At 62.5% G+C, this 18,851-nt stretch carries 16 protein-coding genes; 7 read left to right on the top strand and 9 right to left on the bottom strand.

Annotation, left to right across the window (positions count from 1 at the left end):
* The first annotated feature begins 124 nt into the window (after nt 1–124).
* The 4 genes from SIN04_RS09945 (at nt 125) to ligA (ending at nt 6,346) form a co-directional block, all read left to right on the top strand.
* Nucleotides 125–1,021 carry an outer membrane protein assembly factor BamD gene (locus tag SIN04_RS09945; RefSeq protein WP_423136004.1) on the top strand — a complete coding sequence of 299 codons (897 nt, stop codon included), beginning with the start codon at nt 125–127 and terminating at the stop codon, nt 1,019–1,021.
* A 150-nt stretch (nt 1,022–1,171) separates the two neighbouring features.
* Entirely contained in the window at nt 1,172–2,833 is a 1,662-nt protein-coding gene (gene recN, locus SIN04_RS09940) for a DNA repair protein RecN (protein WP_134488773.1), read from the top strand.
* A complete protein-coding gene (locus SIN04_RS09935; RefSeq protein ID WP_134488771.1) occupies nt 2,830–4,137 on the top strand; it encodes a nicotinate phosphoribosyltransferase in 1,308 nt (435 codons plus the stop codon). The genes recN and SIN04_RS09935 overlap by 4 nt, the downstream gene beginning before the upstream one ends.
* A 106-nt stretch (nt 4,138–4,243) precedes the next feature.
* A complete protein-coding gene (ligA, locus tag SIN04_RS09930; protein ID WP_134488769.1) occupies nt 4,244–6,346 on the top strand; it encodes an NAD-dependent DNA ligase LigA in 2,103 nt (700 codons plus the stop codon).
* A 39-nt stretch (nt 6,347–6,385) separates the two neighbouring features.
* Here the strand turns inward: ligA and SIN04_RS09925 are convergent, their stop codons facing one another.
* Genes SIN04_RS09925 through SIN04_RS09915 form a run of 3 tightly spaced genes read right to left on the bottom strand, consistent with a single transcriptional unit; the run spans nt 6,386 to nt 7,959 of the window.
* Nucleotides 6,386–7,003, bottom strand: coding sequence for a DsbE family thiol:disulfide interchange protein (locus SIN04_RS09925; protein WP_134488767.1), 618 nt, complete (start codon nt 7,001–7,003; stop codon nt 6,386–6,388).
* A 27-nt stretch (nt 7,004–7,030) separates the two neighbouring features.
* Nucleotides 7,031–7,195, bottom strand: a complete 165-nt coding sequence (gene ccmD, locus SIN04_RS09920) for a heme exporter protein CcmD (protein WP_134488764.1) — start codon at nt 7,193–7,195, stop codon at nt 7,031–7,033.
* Complete coding sequence (locus tag SIN04_RS09915) at nt 7,192–7,959, bottom strand: heme ABC transporter permease (protein ID WP_341264412.1); 768 nt, start codon at nt 7,957–7,959, stop codon at nt 7,192–7,194. Before SIN04_RS09915 ends, ccmD begins: the two co-directional genes overlap by 4 nt.
* Nucleotides 7,960–8,639: 680 nt before the next feature.
* On the opposite strand from SIN04_RS09915, the gene SIN04_RS09910 reads away from it, so the two are divergent.
* Nucleotides 8,640–9,788, top strand: coding sequence for an alpha/beta hydrolase (locus SIN04_RS09910; RefSeq protein WP_134488760.1), 1,149 nt, complete (start codon nt 8,640–8,642; stop codon nt 9,786–9,788).
* Between the two features lie 146 nt (nt 9,789–9,934).
* Here SIN04_RS09910 and SIN04_RS09905 read toward each other — a convergent pair whose 3' ends face one another.
* The 5 genes from SIN04_RS09905 to ccmA form a co-directional block, all read right to left on the bottom strand.
* Nucleotides 9,935–10,480: a hypothetical protein gene (locus SIN04_RS09905; protein ID WP_341264411.1), complete on the bottom strand. Its 546-nt coding sequence runs from the start codon at nt 10,478–10,480 to the stop codon at nt 9,935–9,937.
* Nucleotides 10,481–10,565: 85 nt separating this feature from the next.
* Nucleotides 10,566–11,363 carry a DUF2092 domain-containing protein gene (locus SIN04_RS09900; RefSeq protein ID WP_166795895.1) on the bottom strand — a complete coding sequence of 266 codons (798 nt, stop codon included), beginning with the start codon at nt 11,361–11,363 and terminating at the stop codon, nt 10,566–10,568.
* A 170-nt stretch (nt 11,364–11,533) separates the two neighbouring features.
* Nucleotides 11,534–12,307, bottom strand: a complete 774-nt coding sequence (locus SIN04_RS09895; RefSeq protein WP_341264410.1) for a hypothetical protein — start codon at nt 12,305–12,307, stop codon at nt 11,534–11,536.
* 130 nt (nt 12,308–12,437) lie between these two features.
* Nucleotides 12,438–13,139: a heme exporter protein CcmB gene (ccmB, locus tag SIN04_RS09890; RefSeq protein ID WP_134488756.1), complete on the bottom strand. Its 702-nt coding sequence runs from the start codon at nt 13,137–13,139 to the stop codon at nt 12,438–12,440.
* Nucleotides 13,136–13,741 carry a heme ABC exporter ATP-binding protein CcmA gene (gene ccmA / locus SIN04_RS09885; RefSeq protein WP_134488754.1) on the bottom strand — a complete coding sequence of 202 codons (606 nt, stop codon included), beginning with the start codon at nt 13,739–13,741 and terminating at the stop codon, nt 13,136–13,138. The genes ccmB and ccmA overlap by 4 nt, the downstream gene beginning before the upstream one ends.
* 124 nt (nt 13,742–13,865) lie before the next feature.
* Between ccmA and acnA the strand changes: the two genes are divergently transcribed.
* A complete protein-coding gene (gene acnA / locus SIN04_RS09880) occupies nt 13,866–16,595 on the top strand; it encodes an aconitate hydratase AcnA (protein ID WP_341264409.1) in 2,730 nt (909 codons plus the stop codon).
* A 388-nt stretch (nt 16,596–16,983) separates the two neighbouring features.
* Entirely contained in the window at nt 16,984–18,096 is a 1,113-nt protein-coding gene (leuB, locus tag SIN04_RS09875; RefSeq protein WP_134488750.1) for a 3-isopropylmalate dehydrogenase, read from the top strand.
* Between the two features lie 388 nt (nt 18,097–18,484).
* Here leuB and SIN04_RS09870 read toward each other — a convergent pair whose 3' ends face one another.
* Entirely contained in the window at nt 18,485–18,847 is a 363-nt protein-coding gene (locus tag SIN04_RS09870; protein ID WP_134488748.1) for a hypothetical protein, read from the bottom strand.
* Between the last annotated feature and the right edge of the window lie 4 nt (nt 18,848–18,851).

Below are 18,851 nucleotides of genomic sequence, written 5' to 3'. Positions count from 1 at the left end.
CCACACTAATGCCGTTGTGTCGCCTCACACCAAAGCAGGCGCATGCGCGGCGGTTGCTTTAGGCGGCGGTTGCGTTAGGAATGCGTTGATCTGGACACTCCCAGGCGATGATCGAGCACACTGCATGACCTATGCCTCCAATGACGTTCGGCCGTCGCCGCCACGGGCCGCGCCCCGGCTTTTGCTCAGGATGAGCGCCGCTTGCGCGCTTGCGCTGACCGCTGGCGCATGTTCGGGACTGGATTCGCTGAATCCGATGAATCTGTTCGGCGGCGATAAATATAAGACCGAGGTCGTCAAGGATACGCCCGCCGATCAACTCTATGACCAGGGCCTCGCCCGGCTGAAAAGCAAGAATTACGACGGCGCCGCGAAGACATTCGCCAATCTCGACAAGCAATATCCCTATTCGCAATGGCAAAGGAAAGGTCTGTTGATGACCACCTTCGCCCAATATCAAAACGGCAGCTATGACGACGCCGCCGGTTCGGCCAAGCGCTACATCGGGCTTTATCCCAACGCGCCCGATGTCGACTACGCTTACTACCTCCAGGCGATGTCCTATTATAATCAGATTCCGGACGTCAGCCGCGACCAGGAGCGTGCATCGAAGGCTGCGGATCTGTTCCAGCAGATCCTCGATAAATTCCCAAAATCCGAATATGCCGAGGACGCGCGCTACAAGCTTCAGGTTGCGCGCGACCAGCTCGCCGGCAAGGAAATGATGGTTGGGCGCTATTATCTCAATCAGCGCAATTTCGTCGCGGCGGTCGGCCGCTTCCGTGAGGTTCTGGCCAAATACCAGACCACCCGCCACGCTGAGGAAGCCTTGATGCGGCTGACCGAAGCCTATCTGGCGCTTGGGCTTCCCCAGGAAGCGCAGACGGCGGCGGCTGTTCTCGGCCACAATTATCCTGATTCGGTCTGGTACAAGGACGCCTATGCGCTTCTGAAAACCGGCGGGCTGGAGCCGAACGAGGATAAGGGCTCCTGGATCTCCAAGGCTTTCCACCTCGGCTGAGGTTTTCAGCGCTTCCCTTTTGGTGCGTTCTATTGCATTTTCCGTAGGCGATCCTCTATCCATATCGCTTGAAAATGCTCTCGCTTTTTGAGGCGCCCGCGCCGAGCGACGCAAAGATTTCTCTGGCTCGTGCGGGGAGGCGTCGGCCGGATGCTGGTTCAGCTCTCCATCCGTAACATCGTCCTGATCGACCAGCTGGATCTGACGTTCGGCGGCGGCCTCACGATCCTGACCGGCGAGACCGGCGCCGGCAAATCGATCCTGCTTGACGCCTTTTCCCTGACGCTCGGGGCGCGCGGCGACGGCGCCTTGGTCCGGGAAGGCGCGGCGCAGGGCCAGGTGACGGCGGCCTTCGACCTTAGCCCCGATCATCCGGCCCTTGTGACGGCGAACGCGCAGGACATCGAGACGGATGGCGGCCTCATCCTGCGGCGTGTGCAATTGGCGGATGGCCGCACGCGCGCCTTTGTCAACGATCAGCGCGTCACATCGCAGGCGCTGCGCGCGATCACGCGGGAGCTTGTCGAAATTCATGGCCAGCACGACGATCGCGCGCTCGTCGACGCCACGACCCATCGCCAGCTGATCGACGCATTCGGCGGCCTTGACGCCCGGCTTTCAAAAGTCCGCGCGGCGCACGCCGAATGGCGGGGCCTCATGGCTGAACGGGCGCGCGAGCAAGCGCGCATCGAGCAGGCGCGCGCCGACGCCGATTACCTGCGTCACGCCTTCGCCGAGCTCGACAAGCTGAAGCCCGAGATGGACGAAGAAGAGGCGCTGGCGGCGCGGCGCACAGCCATGATGCAGGCCGAAAAGGTGACGGCCGATTTGCGCGACGTGTTTGAGGCCGTCGCCGGCGATCATTCGCCGATGTCATCGCTTTCCGCCGCCTTGCGCCGGCTGCAGCGCCGACAGCCGCAGGCGCCGGCCCTGATCGAGCCGGCCGCGCTGGCGCTTGATGCAGCCCTCGGCGCCCTGGACCTCGCGGGGCAGACGCTCGAACAGGCGCTGCGCGACGCTGATTTCGATCCGCGCGAACTGGAGCAGGTCGAGGAGCGGCTATTCGCTCTGCGCGCCGCAAGCCGCAAATATTCGGTTCCTGTCGCCGGGCTTTCGCAATTGGCGGAGACCTTCGCGGCGCGGCTTGGCGATCTCGACGCAGGGGAGGCGAAACTTCGCGCGCTCGCCGCCGCGGTCGCCGCGTCGGAGGCCGATTATTTCACCGCTGCGAAAAGCCTGTCGGAAGCGCGTAAATCCGCGGCCGCCGAGCTCGATCGTACGGTCAACGCCGAACTCTCGCCGCTGAAGCTTGAAGGCGCGCGCTTCTCCACTGCGATCGCGCCTGAGCCGGCCGGGCCCGAAGGCGTCGACCAGATCGAGTTCTGGGTGCAGACGAATCCTGGAACGCGGCCGGGTCCTTTGATGAAAATCGCCTCGGGCGGCGAGCTCGCGCGCTTCATGCTGGCTCTGAAGGTAGCGCTCGCCGACAGGGGCTCGGCTCCAACTCTCGTTTTCGACGAAATTGATACGGGCGTCGGCGGCGCCGTGGCCGACGCCATTGGGCAGCGCCTGTCCCGGCTCGGAAAGCGCGTGCAGGTTCTGGCCGTCACGCACGCGCCGCAGGTCGCGGCGAGAGCCGAGGACCATTTCCGCATCGCCAAGGACGCAGCGGAGCCCGGCCGCGTCGCGACGCGCGTGCTGGCCCTCGGCAAGGACGCGCGGCGGGAGGAAATCGCCCGCATGCTGGCGGGAGCAACGATCACCGATGAAGCGCGCGCCGCCGCCGCCCGGCTGCTGCAAGGCTCGAGATGATTCCCGATCTCGCCAGCCGCGTTCACGATCATTCCTACCGCGTCGATCCGATCATTCGCACGCTGCTCGACACGGATTTCTACAAGTTCCTGATGTTGCAGATGATCTGGAAGCTGAAGCCGGACGTCCACGCAACGTTCGGACTGCACAACCGATCGGGCGCCGTCAGGCTCGCGGACTGCATCGACGAGAAGGAGCTGACCGCACAGCTCGACCATGCGCGCTCGCTGCGCTTCCAGAAAAATGAACTGATCTGGCTCGCCGGAAACAGCTTCTATGGCCGGACCAAGATTTTCGAGCCGGGTTTTCTCGAATATCTCGGCGATTTTCGCCTGCCGCCCTATCAATTGTCGCGTCGCAACGGCGAATTCGAACTTCGCTTCGAGGGGCTTTGGCGCGAGACCACGATGTGGGAAGTGCCGGCGCTCGCCATTCTCAATGAATTGCGGGCGCGCTCGGCCATGTTCAGGATGGGCCGTTTCGAGCTCGACGTCCTCTATGCGCGGGCCAAGGCGAAGCTCTGGAGCAAGGTCGAACGCCTGCGGATTCTGGCGCGCGAGGGGCCGCTGAAAATATCCGATTTCGGCACGCGCCGGCGGCATGGATTTCTGTGGCAGCGCTGGTGCATCGAGGCGCTCCGGGAGGGCGTCGGCGAGGCCCTGATCGGAACCTCGAACGTCAAGCACGCAATGGACCTCGGACTCGAGGCCATCGGCACCAATGCGCATGAGCTGCCGATGGTTTACGCAGCTCTCGCCGAGAACGACGCGGCCCTGCGCGAGGCGCCGTTCACCGTGCTCGAGGACTGGTCGCGCCTTTATGACGGCAATCTTCTTGTGCTTTTGCCCGATACGTTCGGAACCACGAATTTTTTGAAGGCGGCGCCGGATTGGGCCGCCGACTGGACGGGCGCGCGCCCTGATTCAAAGCCGCCGATCGAAGGCGCGGAGGAACTGATCGACTGGTGGACGGCGCGGGGCCGTGATCCGGGTCAGAAACTGATCGTTCTCTCCGACGGCATGACGAGCGATTCGATCGAGGCGAGCGTGCGCCATCTGCGCGGCCGGGCGCAGGTTTCGATCGGCTGGGGCACCAATCTCACCAATGATTTCGCCGGCTGCGTGCCGCATGGCGCCGATGTCGATGTGATGCCGCCTTCGCTGGTGTGCAAAGTGATCGAGGTCGAGGGCCGTCCGGCGGTAAAACTCTCCGACAATCCAGCGAAGTTTTTGGGGCCAAAGGACGAGATCGCCCGCTATGAGCGGGTATTTGGCTATCAGCCGGGCGTGTGGCGGCAGGCGTAGGCGCAAAGCCTGGCGCACCTGTGGTCATTGCTCGCCGACGCCCATTCAGCTCTGACGCCATTTGCCTGCCTTCTCGGCTTCCCGCGCCCATGCTAATTCTGCCGCTATGAAACAGCCAAAGCCCGTCGATACGCTGACCCTCGGGCAGGCGCGCCGTGAACATGCGCGCCTTGAAGCCGAGATCAGCGCCCATGACAGGCGCTATTACACTGAGGATGCGCCGACCGTCTCGGACGCCGAATATGACGCTTTGCGCCTGCGCTATGGCGCGCTTGAGGCCGCTTTTCCAGAGCTTTCGACGCCCGCTTCACTCACCAAAAAAGTCGGCGCGGCGCCGTCCGAGAAATTCGCAAAAGTCCGCCACAAGGTTCCGATGCTCTCGCTCGGCAACGTCTTCAGCGACGAGGACGTGGCGGAATTCGCCGCGCGCGTGCGCCGGTTTCTCGGCCTTGCGCCCGAGGCAAAGCTCGCCATCACGGCGGAGCCCAAGATCGACGGACTGTCCTGCTCGCTGCGCTTCGAGCATGGCGAACTGGTTCAGGCTGCGACCCGCGGCGACGGCTTTGAGGGCGAGGACGTCACCGCCAATGTGCGCACCATCGGTGAAATCCCGGCAAAGCTGCGCGGCGAGCCGCCCGGCGTTCTCGAGGTGCGCGGCGAAGTCTATATGACGCATGGGGATTTTGCCGCGATGAATGCGCGCCAGATCGAGGCGGGCAAGCCTGTTTTCGCCAATCCGCGCAATGCGGCGGCAGGCTCGCTGCGCCAGCTCGATCCTTCCGTCACTGCGGGGCGTCCGCTGCATTTCTTCGCCTATGCGTGGGGCGAGGCGAGCAGCCTGCCGGCCGAGACCCAAATGGGCATGGTCGCCGCCTTCAAATCTTTCGGCCTGCCGGTCAATCCCTTGATGACGCTCTGCCATTCGGCGCAGGAACTGCTTGAACAATACTACCGGATCGAGGCGATGCGCGCCTCTCTCGGCTATGACATCGACGGGGTTGTCTACAAGGTCGATTCGCTTGCGTTGCAGGAGAGGCTCGGCTTCGTCTCGCGTTCCCCGCGCTGGGCGATCGCGCATAAATTTCCCGCCGAACAGGCGACGACCGTTTTGCGTGACATCGAAATTCAAGTCGGCCGAACGGGCGCGCTGACCCCCGTCGCGCGCCTTGATCCGGTGACGGTCGGCGGCGTCGTCGTCTCCAATGCGACGCTCCACAATGAGGACGAGATCGCGCGCAAGGATATTCGCATCGGCGATACGGTAAGAATCCAGCGCGCCGGCGACGTCATCCCCCAGGTTCTCGGACCCGTGCTGGAAAAGCGCCCGCAGGGCGCCAAGCCCTATGTTTTTCCCGACCATTGTCCCGTCTGCGGGTCGGCGGCGATCCGCGAGATCGACGAAAAGACGGGCGTCGCCGATGTCGTGCGCCGCTGCACAGGCGGCCTTATCTGTTCGGCGCAGGCGGTGGAACGGCTCAAGCATTTCGCCTCCCGCAATGCGCTGGATATCGAAGGGCTCGGGGACAAGCAGATCGAGCAGTTTTATCATGATGGGCTGATCAAGACGCCCGCGGATATTTTCACGCTGGAGGTGCGCGACAAAGCCTCGTTGAAAAAGCTGAAGGACCGTGAGGGCTATGGCGAGACCTCGACCCGCAATCTGTTCAGGGCGATCGAGGCGCGGCGGGAGCCGCCGCTCAACCGCTTCATCTATGCGCTCGGCATAAGACATGTCGGCGAGACCAATGCGCGCCGTCTCGCGCGTCATTTCGGCTCATTCGCGGCGCTGCGCGAGACCGGCCGCGCCGCCGCCGAGGGTTCGGAGGCGCGCGCGGAGATCAATAATATCGAAGGATTTGGCGAAATCGTCGCCGAGGCCATCGCCGATTTCTTCGCCGAGCCGCATAATGAGCAGGCACTGGACGCGCTGCTCGAGCATGTGACGCCGCAGCCGATGGAGGCTATCGTCTCGGAAAGCCCGGTCGCCGGCAAGACCGTCGTTTTCACCGGCGCGCTCGAACACATGACGCGCGACGAGGCCAAGGCGCAGGCGGAGCGGTTAGGGGCCAAGGTCGCGGCCTCGGTGTCGAAAAAGACCGATCTTGTCGTCGCCGGTCCAGGCGCCGGATCAAAGCTCGCCAAGGCGGCGGAGTTTGGCGTCGAGACAATCAGCGAGGAAGACTGGCTGAAGCTGACGGGGCGGCGTTGAGGCTCGCGCGAGGATCGGCGCCCAGCGCCAATCGCGCCTTTACGAGTTTGCTCCCGCCGCCTTCTTGATCTCCGGCAGGAGCGTCGCCGCATAGCTCTCATCGCTAAGGGGGCCGACGAAGCGATAGGCGACCGTGCCGTCGCCCCTGATGATGAAGGTTTCCGGCACGCCATAGACGCCAAGGTCGATCGCGGCGCGGCCATTGGGATCGGCGCCGATCGTCGCGTAGGGGTCGCCGTCCGCTCCGAGAAGTTCGCGCACATTGGCGGGCGTATCCTTGTAGGCGAGGCCGACGAGGCGCACGCCGAGATCCTTCAGCTTATGATCGCCCGCGATCCCCATCAGCGTCGGATGCTCCTCGCGGCAGGGCACGCACCAGGACGCGAACACATTCACGATGGTTACATGGCCCTGGCGCAGATCCGCGTCCGAAAGGCCATTCGCGCCGGGCAATCCTTCGACGCCGGCGAGCGTGAAAGCTGGAACCTCCCTGCCGATCAGGGCCGAGGGCAGGCGGGACGCATCGCCCGCGAACAGGCGCAACAGGAACAGCGCCGCGATCGCCCCGAAAAAGAGCAGCGGCAGAAAGACCAGGAGAGAGCGTCTCTTGGCCGGAACAGGGGCCGCCGGTTGCAGCTGTGGTTCTGTCGTCGTCATGTGAATATGCGCCAGGAAAGCATCGTTTTAAGGCTTCGTCCTATCGTCGCGTTCGCCACGCTGCGGAAAACGCGAAAGAGCTCGCTTCAGCGTGAAATAATCGCGAAGAATTGCGAAGATCATTCCCGCGATGACGACAAAGCCGACGCCATAGGCGGCGACGATGAAGCCAAAGTGCGGATCGGCGGTCAAAGCGCGGTCCCCAGCGAGGCGGAAGAGGCGGACATGCTGGTGCGCTCGGAGTCGGCTGTCTGGATGGACAGACGGCGCAGACGGCGGCGAAGGATTTCATTGCGGATGGCGAGCAGATGAAGCGTCAGAAAAAGGAAAGTGAAGGCGAGCGCCATGACGATGAGCGGCCAGAGCATGGTGGGCGCGATCGCCGGGCCACCGAGACGAAACACAGACGCCGGCTGATGCAGCGTATTCCACCAGTCGACAGAGAATTTGATGATCGGGATATTGACGGCGCCGACGAGGGTGAAAATTGCCGCTGCGCGGGCGGCCTTGCCCGGGTCCTCGATCGTCCGCCAGAGCGCGACCAGCGCCAGATAGATCAGAAAAAGCACAAGCACCGAGGTCAGGCGCGCATCCCACACCCACCAGGCGCCCCACATCGGCTTGCCCCACAAAGATCCCGTGACGAGGCAAAGAAAGGTGAAGGCGGCGCCAAGAGGCGCGGCGGCCTTTTGCGCCGCGTCGGCCAGCGGGTGACGCCAGATCAGTGTGCCGAGCGCCGCCGAGGTCATAACCATATAGATGAACATCGAAAGCCAGGCGGCGGGCACGTGCAGATACATGATCCGCACAGTCTCGCCCTGCTGGTAATCCGGCGGCGCGACGAACCAGGAGAGATAAAGGCCAAGGGCGAGCAGCACGGCCGTCGCCGTCGCCAGGAATGGCGTGGAGGCGCTGACCAGTTGAAGAAAGTTCGTCGGATTGGCGTAGTTTCGCATGCCCTTTGCCCGAATCTGCTTCGATCTGCGCCGAACGGTTCAGCTATCCTCGTAAGCCCCAAGCGGATCGCGCCAAACTGTCTATGCCGGCGGTCGATCAAACGCAAATTGCCGGGACGGGCGGCGACGGATGCGCTGCTTGAGCTCGGCGGCGAGCACGGCGCGCCGATAATGGACGCCAACAACAAGGCCATATCCGCTCATGGGCAGGGTTCTCTGATTAATGTAAGGAACTTTTTTCGAGAGCGTGGTAAAGCTTAAATATACCTAAATATATGGTAGATTTGTGATTTTTGTGGATCCAGCGCAAACGCCAGGGATAGACACTGCGTCAAAAACTGTTGAACATACCGTGTATTGCAACGTTTATGCTGGCATTTTTCGCATGTAAAATATCCATTTTATTGTAGAGAACTGACTTTCATGGAAGATTATTCGCAACGCGACTGAAATGTTTTCCCCGTCGTCACAAAAACTTGAGTGACGGAGAGAAGCCGCAATGGCTCAGGGGGAATCTGTCGAGGCAAATCTGCTCTTCGAAGTGGAAGAATAAAGAATTGCCGAGCGTCGATCCCTCCCGTTCTCGCAAGCCAATGCGGCTCCAAAGAACAAAGGGGGCATAGGTGAAAAATCGACTAGCGAAATCGACCGCATGCGCGCGCGCCGGCGCAGTCGCGGGCATGGCGTTACTTCTCGGTGTCGCGATCGCCAGCGCGGCTGATGACGGTTTCACCGGAGGCGGCGGAGGACCCAAAAAAGGGCCCCTGTTCCTTGGCAGCCAAGGCGTGATCTACGAAGGCGGCGTTTACGACAACCCCTCGAACCCGACCACAATGTCGGGGCAGATGCATGTGTTTTATCAAATTCCTTCGGGTTACAGATGGGGGCAGCAAGGCCCTGGAGCCAAATATCCGATCATAATGATCCATGGCAGCCAGCAGACCGGCGCCAATTTCCTCGGAACGCCGGATGGGCGGCCCGGGTGGGCGCAGTTTTTCGCGGAGAATGGCTGGCCGGTGTTTGTGATCGACCAGCCTGGACGCGGCAAATCCGGCTATTTCCCGAATGCTTATGGTCCGCAGGCCGGCAATCCGTCTCCCACGACGGTCAAGACAATGTTCACCGCGCCGGAGCTGACGGTTCCCCTGCAGTGGCCGCAAGCCAGGTTCCATACGCAATGGCCGGGCGGCTATGGCAGCGGCGTGCCCGGCGAATACGCCTTTGATCAGTTCTTCGCCTCTCAGGTCGCCAATATGCCGAACGGCGATCAGGCCCTCGACCTCACCACCAAGGCGGTGACGGCGCTGATCAAAGATATCGGCCCCGCGATCATCATTACCCACTCGATGTCTGGCCCGGTGAGCTGGTTCATTCCGCAAGCCAGCCCGGGCAAGATCAAGGCCGTCATCGCGGTCGAACCAACAGGCAACTCGAGCCTGAACGGCGACACTGCGCCCGGAACCACATGCGGGCTTAGCAACGTCTGCCTGAAATTCAATCCGCCGGTCAGCACCGGCGCTGATCTGAACCTTGTCAAAGTTGCGCCGCCGAGCGCCAATAAGAAGAGCTGCTGGCTGCAGAGCGGCCCGGTCCATAAGCTGACGGGCCTGACCGGAATTCCGATCCTGATCGCGACGGGCCAAGCATCTTACCATGCGACCTACGACTATTGCACATCGAAGTTCCTCACCCAGGCCGGGGTCAAGAACGAGCATGTGCCTCTGGCGACGGTAGGCATCCTGGGCAACGGCCACATGGAAATGCTCGAGATGAACAACCTGATGATCGCTGCATTTTATCAGAGTTGGCTCGCCGCCAACCTGAAATAAGCAACCGGCGGCGCGGCTGGCCGCTTTGGTCGGCCGCGCTCGCATGAACGCTGACTAAATTCAGCCCGCATCGATCCGTCGGCTGTCCGCGCCGGGGAACGCGTCGCCATTCTGACAATCGAGGCTCCGGTCGTTGCACTGTAGGGCTAAAGCGGCGGAACGACCCGATAATAGAGGCCATTGGCGCCGTAATAGGGCTGGTACCAGGTCCCGCCGCAGACGTAATAATTGACGCCGTTGGCATATTGGTAGGGGCAGCCCGCTGGCACCGTCGCGACCATGCTGCCGATCGCAACGGCGGTCGCAGCCGCCGCGATGCCGACGGCCGCCGCGCCGCAGCCCCAGCAGCCGCCGCCGTAATAGCCGTTGACCACGGCGGGTCCGTGGAAGCCGCCGCCATAATAGCCGCCGGCGTGCCAGCCGTCGGCGTGCCAGGTGCTGCCATTCACGGCGCCGCCATGCCAGCCGCCGCCTGCGACGCCGCCCGCGTGCCAGCCGCCTGCGGCGACGCCACCCGCATGAAAGCCGCCACCGGCGACTCCGCCCGCGTGCCAGGCGCCGCCAGCGGCCCCGCCGGCGTGGAAGCCGCCGCCGCCGAACCCGCCGCCGCGGAACGCGTCGGCGGTATTCGAAGCGCTGACCGCCAGCGCCAGAGTCAATAGAGCCGCGCCCGTGAGCAAACTGCGATTCATGGCTGAAACCTCAATATCGAGCGTCATTAAGAATGCGAGGGCGTTTCAAACGTAGGCCGAAAAATGATCCGGCGGAATAACCAGCTCAGGGCTTTTTCTGGCCCGGGTCCTCGTCCGGCCGGGCAAACGGAATCTGCTTTGTCGCGGCTGTCCGTTTCGGCGCAAAGGCCTCGTTCGATACGTCGCCATCGAGCTTCCAATTGGAGAATTCGACCATGTGACGCGGCTTGTCGGCGTCCGTCCCGGTCGCCCAGATGAGGCGCGGCAGCTTGTCGTCCGCTCCGATCCAGATTTGCAGATGCACCTTCTCGTCTGAAATCGAGAGCACATTGGTGGTCACGCCACCGATCATCGCCGATTGGCCGATGACGAATGCGCGCGTCAGGCCGCTCGTCAGAGCCTTGTATGGATCGGACACAAGAAAATCGACGAACGGGAAATAAATGCCGGCTTTTTGATAGATTTTCTCCAGCATGTCTTCGAGATTGCCGGGGACCTCCGCGATGGCGATGAGATCTTCTTTTGGCCTCAGCACGGCGACCGTCGAGCCGTCGAAATAGAACTCGGACGGAGGTCCATCGCCAGGCACGATCACGCGCAGCTTGTTCGGCCGCACGAGCAGCACCTCCGAACGGCTGTAATAGAACAGGGGCTGGCCGTCGCGCGCGGGGACGTCGAAAGCGCCAAGCGCGTGAAAGGCGATGCTTTTGGCGGCGGAAAGCTTTTCGCTCGTCGCTTTCAGGATTTCGAGCGCAGCCGGCTCGATGGCTGGATGCGCATCATTACTGGCGGCCGGCGGCGTCGCAGTTTCCGCGAAGGCTGCGCCGGCAAGCCCGGAAAACATCAACGCCGCCGCGAGCGCCCCTATCCCAAATCGTTTCATGATCGCCTCTTGGAGCAAATGCCCGGATCTTCTGGCATTCATGAGCGCAATTTGTGAAGCTTTCGCAAAAAAAGTAAATCACTGTCGGTAGTTTTGCACATTCATTCATCCAGAGCCGTCGCCGCGCATCCGGGACCGTCGCCGCAGCGGCTTCGGGGATCGCGGCGCCGCTATCGACGGCCGCCGAACCCGCCTCCACGGCCCCCGGGCCCTTCGCCGCCGCCGCGATCGCCGAAGCCGCCACCGCCACGATCGCCGAATCCGCCTCCTTCGGCATGTCTTTCGCCCGCCGCGGCGCCGCCTGCCTCGCCGCCAGCGGCAGCCGCGCCCTCAGCATGCCATCCTCCGCCCGCCGCCGCGGCGCCGGAAGTCCATCCCTCGCCCCCCGCGCCCGAGCGCCAACCGCCGCCTCCGGCGGCTTCGCCCGCTACATAGCCCGCGCCGCCGCCATAGGCCGCGCCGCCGCCGCCATAATATGCGCCTCCGCCGTCGCCGCCGCCCAAGACTGCGTCCGCGCCGATAATGCTCGCCGCCGTATCAGCGCCTGCCTGCCAAGCGCCGCCATGCCAAGCGCCGCCGGCCGCCCCGGCGTGATAACCGCCGCCTTCAGCCGCCGCGGCCCCGCCATGCCAGACGCCGCCACCGGCGGCGCCCTCGGCGCCCGCATGGAAGCCGCCGCCCTCGGCGCCAGCTGCGCCGGCATGGAACTCGTTGCCTTCGGCGCCGGCGCCTCCAGCGCGGACGCCGCCGCCCTCGGCGCCGCCTCCGAACCCTCCCGCCCCCGCGCGCCCGAAGCCTCCGGCCCCGGCGCCTCCAACTCCGCCTCCTCCTCTATCGGCGCCGCCGCCGCGGACGCCGCCCTCGAAGGCGTTGGCGGGTTTCGGCGCGCCAATGGCAAGCGCCAGGGTCAATATGGCTGCGCCCGTGAGCAAACTACGGTTCATGGCTGAAACCCTCAAAACAGAGCAATCTGGAGCAAGTGCCCTCGATTGATGCGCTGAACGGATGAAGGCTCATGAAAATCAAAGCTTAGAATTGTAAATCATAGGCCGATTGTGTTGCCTCGCCGCCCGGCTATTCGCTCATCTGGCGCAAGGCCGCCGCCGCTGCGACCGGCGCGCCGACGAGCGCCAGAAGGCTGAGCGCGCAGAGAATCAAAAACGGCGGCGCGAAGGGTGATCCGTTGGCGCCGGCTCCAGCCGCGGCGACGCCGAAGATCAGCGCCGGGACGCAGAGCGGAAGGATCAGCACGGGCAAAAGGAGGCCGCCCCGGCGCAGGCTGACGGTAAGAGCCGCGCCGATCGCGCCGATCAAGGTCAAGGCGGGCGTCCCGACGAGGAGGGACAGAGTGACGCTCCATAATTGGTTTACCGGAAGCGCCAGCATCAGACCGAAGAAAGGAGCCGCTATGACGAGCGGCAGTCCGGTCAGGAGCCAATGCGCGAGACATTTCGTCAGCACGATCAACTCGAGCGAGGCCCGGCTCGTCAAAAGCAGATCGAGCGAACCGTCCTCATGATCGGCCTGAAACAGCCGGTCTAGCCCCAAAAGCGTCGCAAGCAATGCGGAAATCCACAGCATCGCCGGGGCGATGCGTCCGAGAAGGGCGAGATCGGGGCCGACCGCGAAGGGCGTCAAGGTGACGAGGATGAGAAAGAACACAACTCCGAGGCTGGCGCCGCCGCCGATGCGCTGGCCGATCCGCAATTCGCGCAAAAAGAGCGCGTGAAGAGGAGATCTCGCGGCCTCTTTGCCCGGCGTCTTTTCGGTGTTCAAGCGGCGGCTCCGAGCTGAAGTTCGCGCGCTGCGAGATGCAGTTTCGCATGTGTCGCGGCGATGATGACGCCGCCGTCCGACACATGCGCGGCCATGATCGCCGTCATCAAGGATTGCGAGGCGGCATCGAGCGCGGTGGTTGGTTCGTCGAGAAGCCAGATCGGCCGCCGCGCCACAAGGAGTTTCGCCAGCGCCGCGCGCCGTTTCTGGCCCGCCGAAAGATAGGTCGAGGGCAGATGCGCGACATGGCCGAGGCCGAATTCGGCGAGCGCGGCGGAGGGCGCCATTCCGCCGCGCCCGCAATCGAGCAAGGCGGCGTGAAACTCGAGATTCTCGACAACGGTAAGCGCGCCTTTGAGAGCGTCGGCGTGCCCAATGTAATGCGTCTGTTCGCTAATACTTTCGTCGCATGCGCCGTCAAGCAAGAGTTCGCCCTGAGCCAGCGGAAGCAGGCCAGCCAGAGCGCGCAAAAGGGTTGATTTTCCAGCGCCGTTGCGCCCGGTGACGACGAGGCTTTCGCCATCCTGAAGCGCGAAAGAAAGATCGGAAAAAATGACGCGTCCGCCGCGTTCGACGGAGAGGCGTGAGGCTGAGAGCCGCATGAGAAAAGCGCACCGATGCCGCATAAAAAGCTTGGGCTAACTGTCTAGCATCCGTATAGCTGTCGGCGTAGAAATTATTTATAAGCCGGGTACCTTCCTTTCCCGACGTGCGGAGATAATGCTCATGGCCTCGCTCGACAGTTTCAAAAGCCGCAAGAAACTCACCGTCGGACGCAAAACCTATCACTATTATTCGCTGAAAGCGGCTGAGAAAAACGGCCTTGCCGGCATCTCGCAATTGCCTTTCTCGATGAAGGTTCTCCTCGAGAATCTGCTGCGTTTCGAGGACGGCCGTTCGGTCACCAAAGAAGACATCGAATCGGTCGCCGCCTGGCTCGTCAATAGGGGCAAGACCGAGCGCGAAATCGCGTTTCGTCCGACCCGCGTTTTGATGCAGGATTTCACCGGCGTTCCGGCCGTCGTCGATCTCGCCGCGATGCGCGACGCGATGACGAAGCTCGGCGGCGATCCGCAAAAGATCAATCCGCTGGTGCCGGTTGATCTTGTCATCGACCATTCGGTCATCGTCGACGCCGCCGGCAGTAACAAGGCCTTCAAGATCAATGTGGATCTCGAATATGGCCGCAACGGCGAGCGCTACCGCTTTTTGAAATGGGGCCAGGGCTCGTTCGACAATTTCCGCGTCGTGCCGCCGGGCACCGGCATCTGCCACCAGGTCAATCTCGAATACCTCGCCCAGACCGTCTGGACGAAAAAAGAAAAATATAAGCCGGCGCGCGGCAAGGCCGAGACGGTCGAGGTTGCTTATCCGGATTCGCTCGTCGGCACTGATTCCCACACCACGATGGTCAACGGGCTGTCCGTGCTCGGCTGGGGCGTCGGCGGCATCGAGGCGGAAGCCTGCATGCTCGGCCAGCCGCTGTCCATGCTGCTGCCGGAGGTCATCGGCTTCAGGATCGTCGGCGAACTCGGCGCCGGCGTCACCGCGACCGATCTCGTCCTGACCGTGACGCAGATGCTGCGCCAGAAGGGCGTCGTCGGAAAATTCGTCGAGTTTTTCGGCTCGGGACTCGCGCATCTTTCGCTTGCCGATCGGGCCACGATCGCCAATATGGCGCCCGAATATGGCGCGACCTGCGGCTTCTTCCCGGTCGACGCGGAAACGCTCAACTATCTCACGACCTCGGCGCGGACGCCGGCGCGGGTTGCGCTCGTTGAAGCCTATGCGCGGGCGCAGGGCCTCTATCGCACACGCACGGCCGCCGATCCGGTCTTCACCGAGACGCTCGACCTCGATCTTTCGACAGTCACGCCGTCAATGGCCGGCCCCAAGCGCCCGGAGGGGCGGATCGCACTTGGCGCCGTCGGCAGCGGCTTCAAGACCGCGCTGGAAACGGAATATCGCAAGACCGCAGACGCCGACAAACGCTACAAGGTCGAAGGCAAGGATTTCACCCTCGGCCACGGCGACGTCGTCATCGCCGCGATCACCTCCTGCACCAACACCTCGAATCCGAGCGTCCTGATCGGCGCCGGACTTCTCGCCCGCAACGCGGTCGAAAAGGGCATTGGCGTGAAGCCTTGGGTCAAGGCCTCGCTGGCGCCGGGGAGCCAGGTCGTCGCCGAATATCTGTCGGCTTCCGGCCTGCAGAAATCGCTGGACAAGCTCGGCTTCAACCTCGTTGGTTTCGGCTGCACGACCTGCATCGGCAATTCGGGACCGCTCGCGCCGGAAATCTCGAGATCCATCAATGAGAACGGCATCGTGGCGTCGGCCGTGCTCTCCGGAAACCGCAATTTCGAAGGCCGCATCAGCCCCGATGTCCAGGCGAACTATCTCGCCTCGCCGCCGCTTGTGGTCGCCCATGCGCTCGCCGGCACAGTGACCAAAGATCTCGATACCGAGCCGCTTGGCCACGACAAGAAGGGCAATCCGGTTTTTCTCGCGGACATCTGGCCCTCAGATGAAGAGATTGCCGAGTACATCGACGCATTCGTGACGCGAAAAGTGTTCAAGGAGCGTTACGCCGATGTGTTCAACGGCGACGTCAACTGGCGCAAGGTGAAGGCGCCGGAAGGCGAAACCTACAAATGGGACATGGGTTCGACCTATGTGCAGAATCCGCCCTATTTCGAGGGCCTGAAGATCGAACCGGAGCCGGTCAAGGAGATCGAGAGCGCGCGCATTCTGGCCTTGTTCGGCGACAAGATCACCACCGACCATATTTCGCCGGCGGGTTCGATCAAGGCCGCTTCTCCGGCTGGATCCTATCTCCTCGAGCGCCAGGTCTCGGCGGAGAACTTCAACCAGTATGGCACGCGGCGCGGCAATCATGAGATCATGATGCGCGGCACCTTCGCCAATATCCGCATCAAGAACTTCATCCGCCAGACAGCTGACGGGACGACGCCCGAGGGCGGCTACACCAAGCACTGGCCCGACGGCGCGGAAATGTCGATCTTCGACGCCGCCATGAAGTATCAGGCGGAAGGCGTGCCGCTCGTCATCTTCGCCGGCGCCGAATACGGCAACGGCTCATCGCGCGACTGGGCGGCGAAAGGCACCAAACTGCTCGGCGTCCGCGCTGTCATCGCTGAGTCCTTCGAGCGCATCCATCGCTCGAATCTCGTCGGCATGGGCGTTCTACCGCTGACGTTTGAGCCCGGCACGTCATGGAAAAGCCTGCAGCTCAAGGGTGATGAGGAAGTCACCATCCACGGCCTCGGCGAGTCGCTGCAACCGCGCCAGAAAATGGAGGCGGAGATCAAATACGCCAACGGTCAGGTTAAGAAGGTTCCGCTGCTGTCTCGCATCGCGACGCTGGACGAACTCGACTACTTCAAGAATGGCGGCATTCTCTCCTACGTCCTGCGCCAGCTCGCGGCCGCGTAAAGCATGGCTCCGAAAAGTTGCAGACTTTTCGGATAAGGCCATGCGTTGAAGGAGACCATGGCCCCGAAAAGCTGCAGACTTTTCGGATGAGGCCATGCGTTGAAGGAGACCATGGCCTTGAAAAGTTGCAGACTTTTCGGATGAGGCCATGGGGAAATAAGTGGCGTGATCTTGGAAAGGCGGCGTCCTTTTCCGAGAAGATTAGCGTCGAAACGAGCGGACAGAGCGCATAAACGATCCTTGAAAAATCGCGCTCCAGGAGCATGATGCCCAAAGGTCTGAGACCTTTGGGAGCCACATCATGCGTCGAAACAAAGGCTTTTGATGAGCAGGATGCGTTTTCGTGAACGCGTTCTGCGGCAAAGCCCGATGCACCGGACATTGAAACATGACAACATATAAGCTTCTCGTCCTGCCTGGCGACGGCATTGGCCCCGAAGTCATGGCCGAGGTGGAGAAAATCGCGGCCTTTCTAACCTATGAGGGGTTCGTCAAGTTTGAAGTAGAGAAGGGGCTCGTCGGCGGCAGCGCTTACGACGTTCATCGCTGCGCCATCAGCGAAGACGACATGGAGCGCGCGCAAGCGGCGGACGCCGTCTTGCTCGCCGCTGTCGGCGGTCCGAAATGGGATAATGTTCCCTATGAGCTGCGTCCGGAGGCGGGGCTGCTACGCCTGCGCAAGGACATGCAGCTTTTCGCAAATCTGCGCCCGGCGATCTGTTATCCGGCTCTCGCCGATGCTTCCTCGCTCAAGCGCGAGGTGGTCGACGGCCTTGATCTGATGATTGTCCGCGAACTGACCGGGGGCGTCTATTTCGGCGAGCCGAAGCAGATCATTGATCTCGGCAACGGCCAGAAGCGCGCCATCGATACGCAGGTCTATGACACCTATGAGATCGAGCGCATCGGCCGCATCGCCTTCGAGCTTGCGCGCAAGCGCCGCAACAAGGTGACTTCGTCGGAGAAGCGCAATGTGATGAAATCGGGGGTGCTCTGGCACGAGGTCATCTCGGCTCTGCATGTGCGCGAATTTCCCGATGTTCAGCTCGAGCATCAGCTCGCGGACGCCCTCGGCATGCAGCTCGTGCGCCGACCCAAGCAATTCGATGTCATCGTCACGGATAATCTGTTCGGCGACATGCTTTCAGATGTCGCCTCCATGCTGACCGGTTCGCTCGGCATGTTGCCTTCGGCGTCGCTTGGCGAGAGAAACGCGACGACCGGCGCGCGCAAGGCGCTCTACGAGCCTGTGCATGGCTCGGCGCCCGATATCGCGGGGAAGGGCATCGCTAATCCGATCGCCATGATCAGTTCGCTCGGGATGGCGCTGCGCTATTCCTTCAATATGGACGACCTCGCCGACCGACTCGACCGGTCGATCGCGAGGGTCTTGGAGAAAGGACTTCGCACAGCTGACATTGCGGGCGGAGCGACGAAAACCATATCAACGAGCGAAATGGGCGACGCCATCCTGGAGGAGCTGAAAATCGCGGTGCATTAGAGCAGAATGCGGTCCTGGAAGTCCGCAACCTTTCGCCATCATGCACCAGCCGGGATTTTCAGCCGCAAGAGCGGGACGCCCGTCAAAAACAAAAGCGACCGGACACCGCCGGTCGCTTTTTTAATTCCGCCTGGCCGCCTGGTCCGCCGCGCGGGCGCGCTCGCCTCCGCAATGCTTCGCGCAAATTCACGGACGCGATGTCGCTAGAGACAAATGCATGTGTTTCAACGCATGATGCCGGCCCGAAAGGTCAGCAGTTTTTCAGCGTCAGGCTCCAGAGCATATTCCGATCAGATCGGTTCGAGCTGATCGACGAGAATATGCTCAAGCTTTTGACTCTGGAGCGATCTCTGATCGATCGAGTGACCCCATTCGATCGGAAAGCGCCCTAGTCGACCCGCGGCGTTTCGAATTGAAGCACCGGTGAGGGACGCCCGGGAACTTCAAGCGGCCACGGCAACTCCTCGTTGCCGAATTTCGACCGCTGAGCCACCTGATCCGGCGTCCGGTTGAAAGTGGTGTTGGCCGTCACATAGCTCGACATGCTGCCGACCGGAACGACGGGTCCCGGATCGAGAAAGCTGCGCTTGTTGACAGTGAGGGGCGGACGCTCGCCCGAATAGGCGACCGCGACAGGCGGCGCGCGATGCGCGCGCGTCTTGGTCTGCGCGGAAGCCGGGATAATTACCGACGCGAGAGCCGCAGCTGCGAGAACGATCGAAGCATTATGGCGATGGGCGACAAAAGACATGTCA

Source organism: Methylocella tundrae, from assembly GCF_038024855.1.
Classification (GTDB): Bacteria; Pseudomonadota; Alphaproteobacteria; order Rhizobiales; family Beijerinckiaceae; genus Methylocapsa; species Methylocapsa tundrae.
The sequence above is the reverse complement of the archived record's forward strand: the minus strand, read 5'-3'. Positions and strand labels throughout refer to the sequence as shown.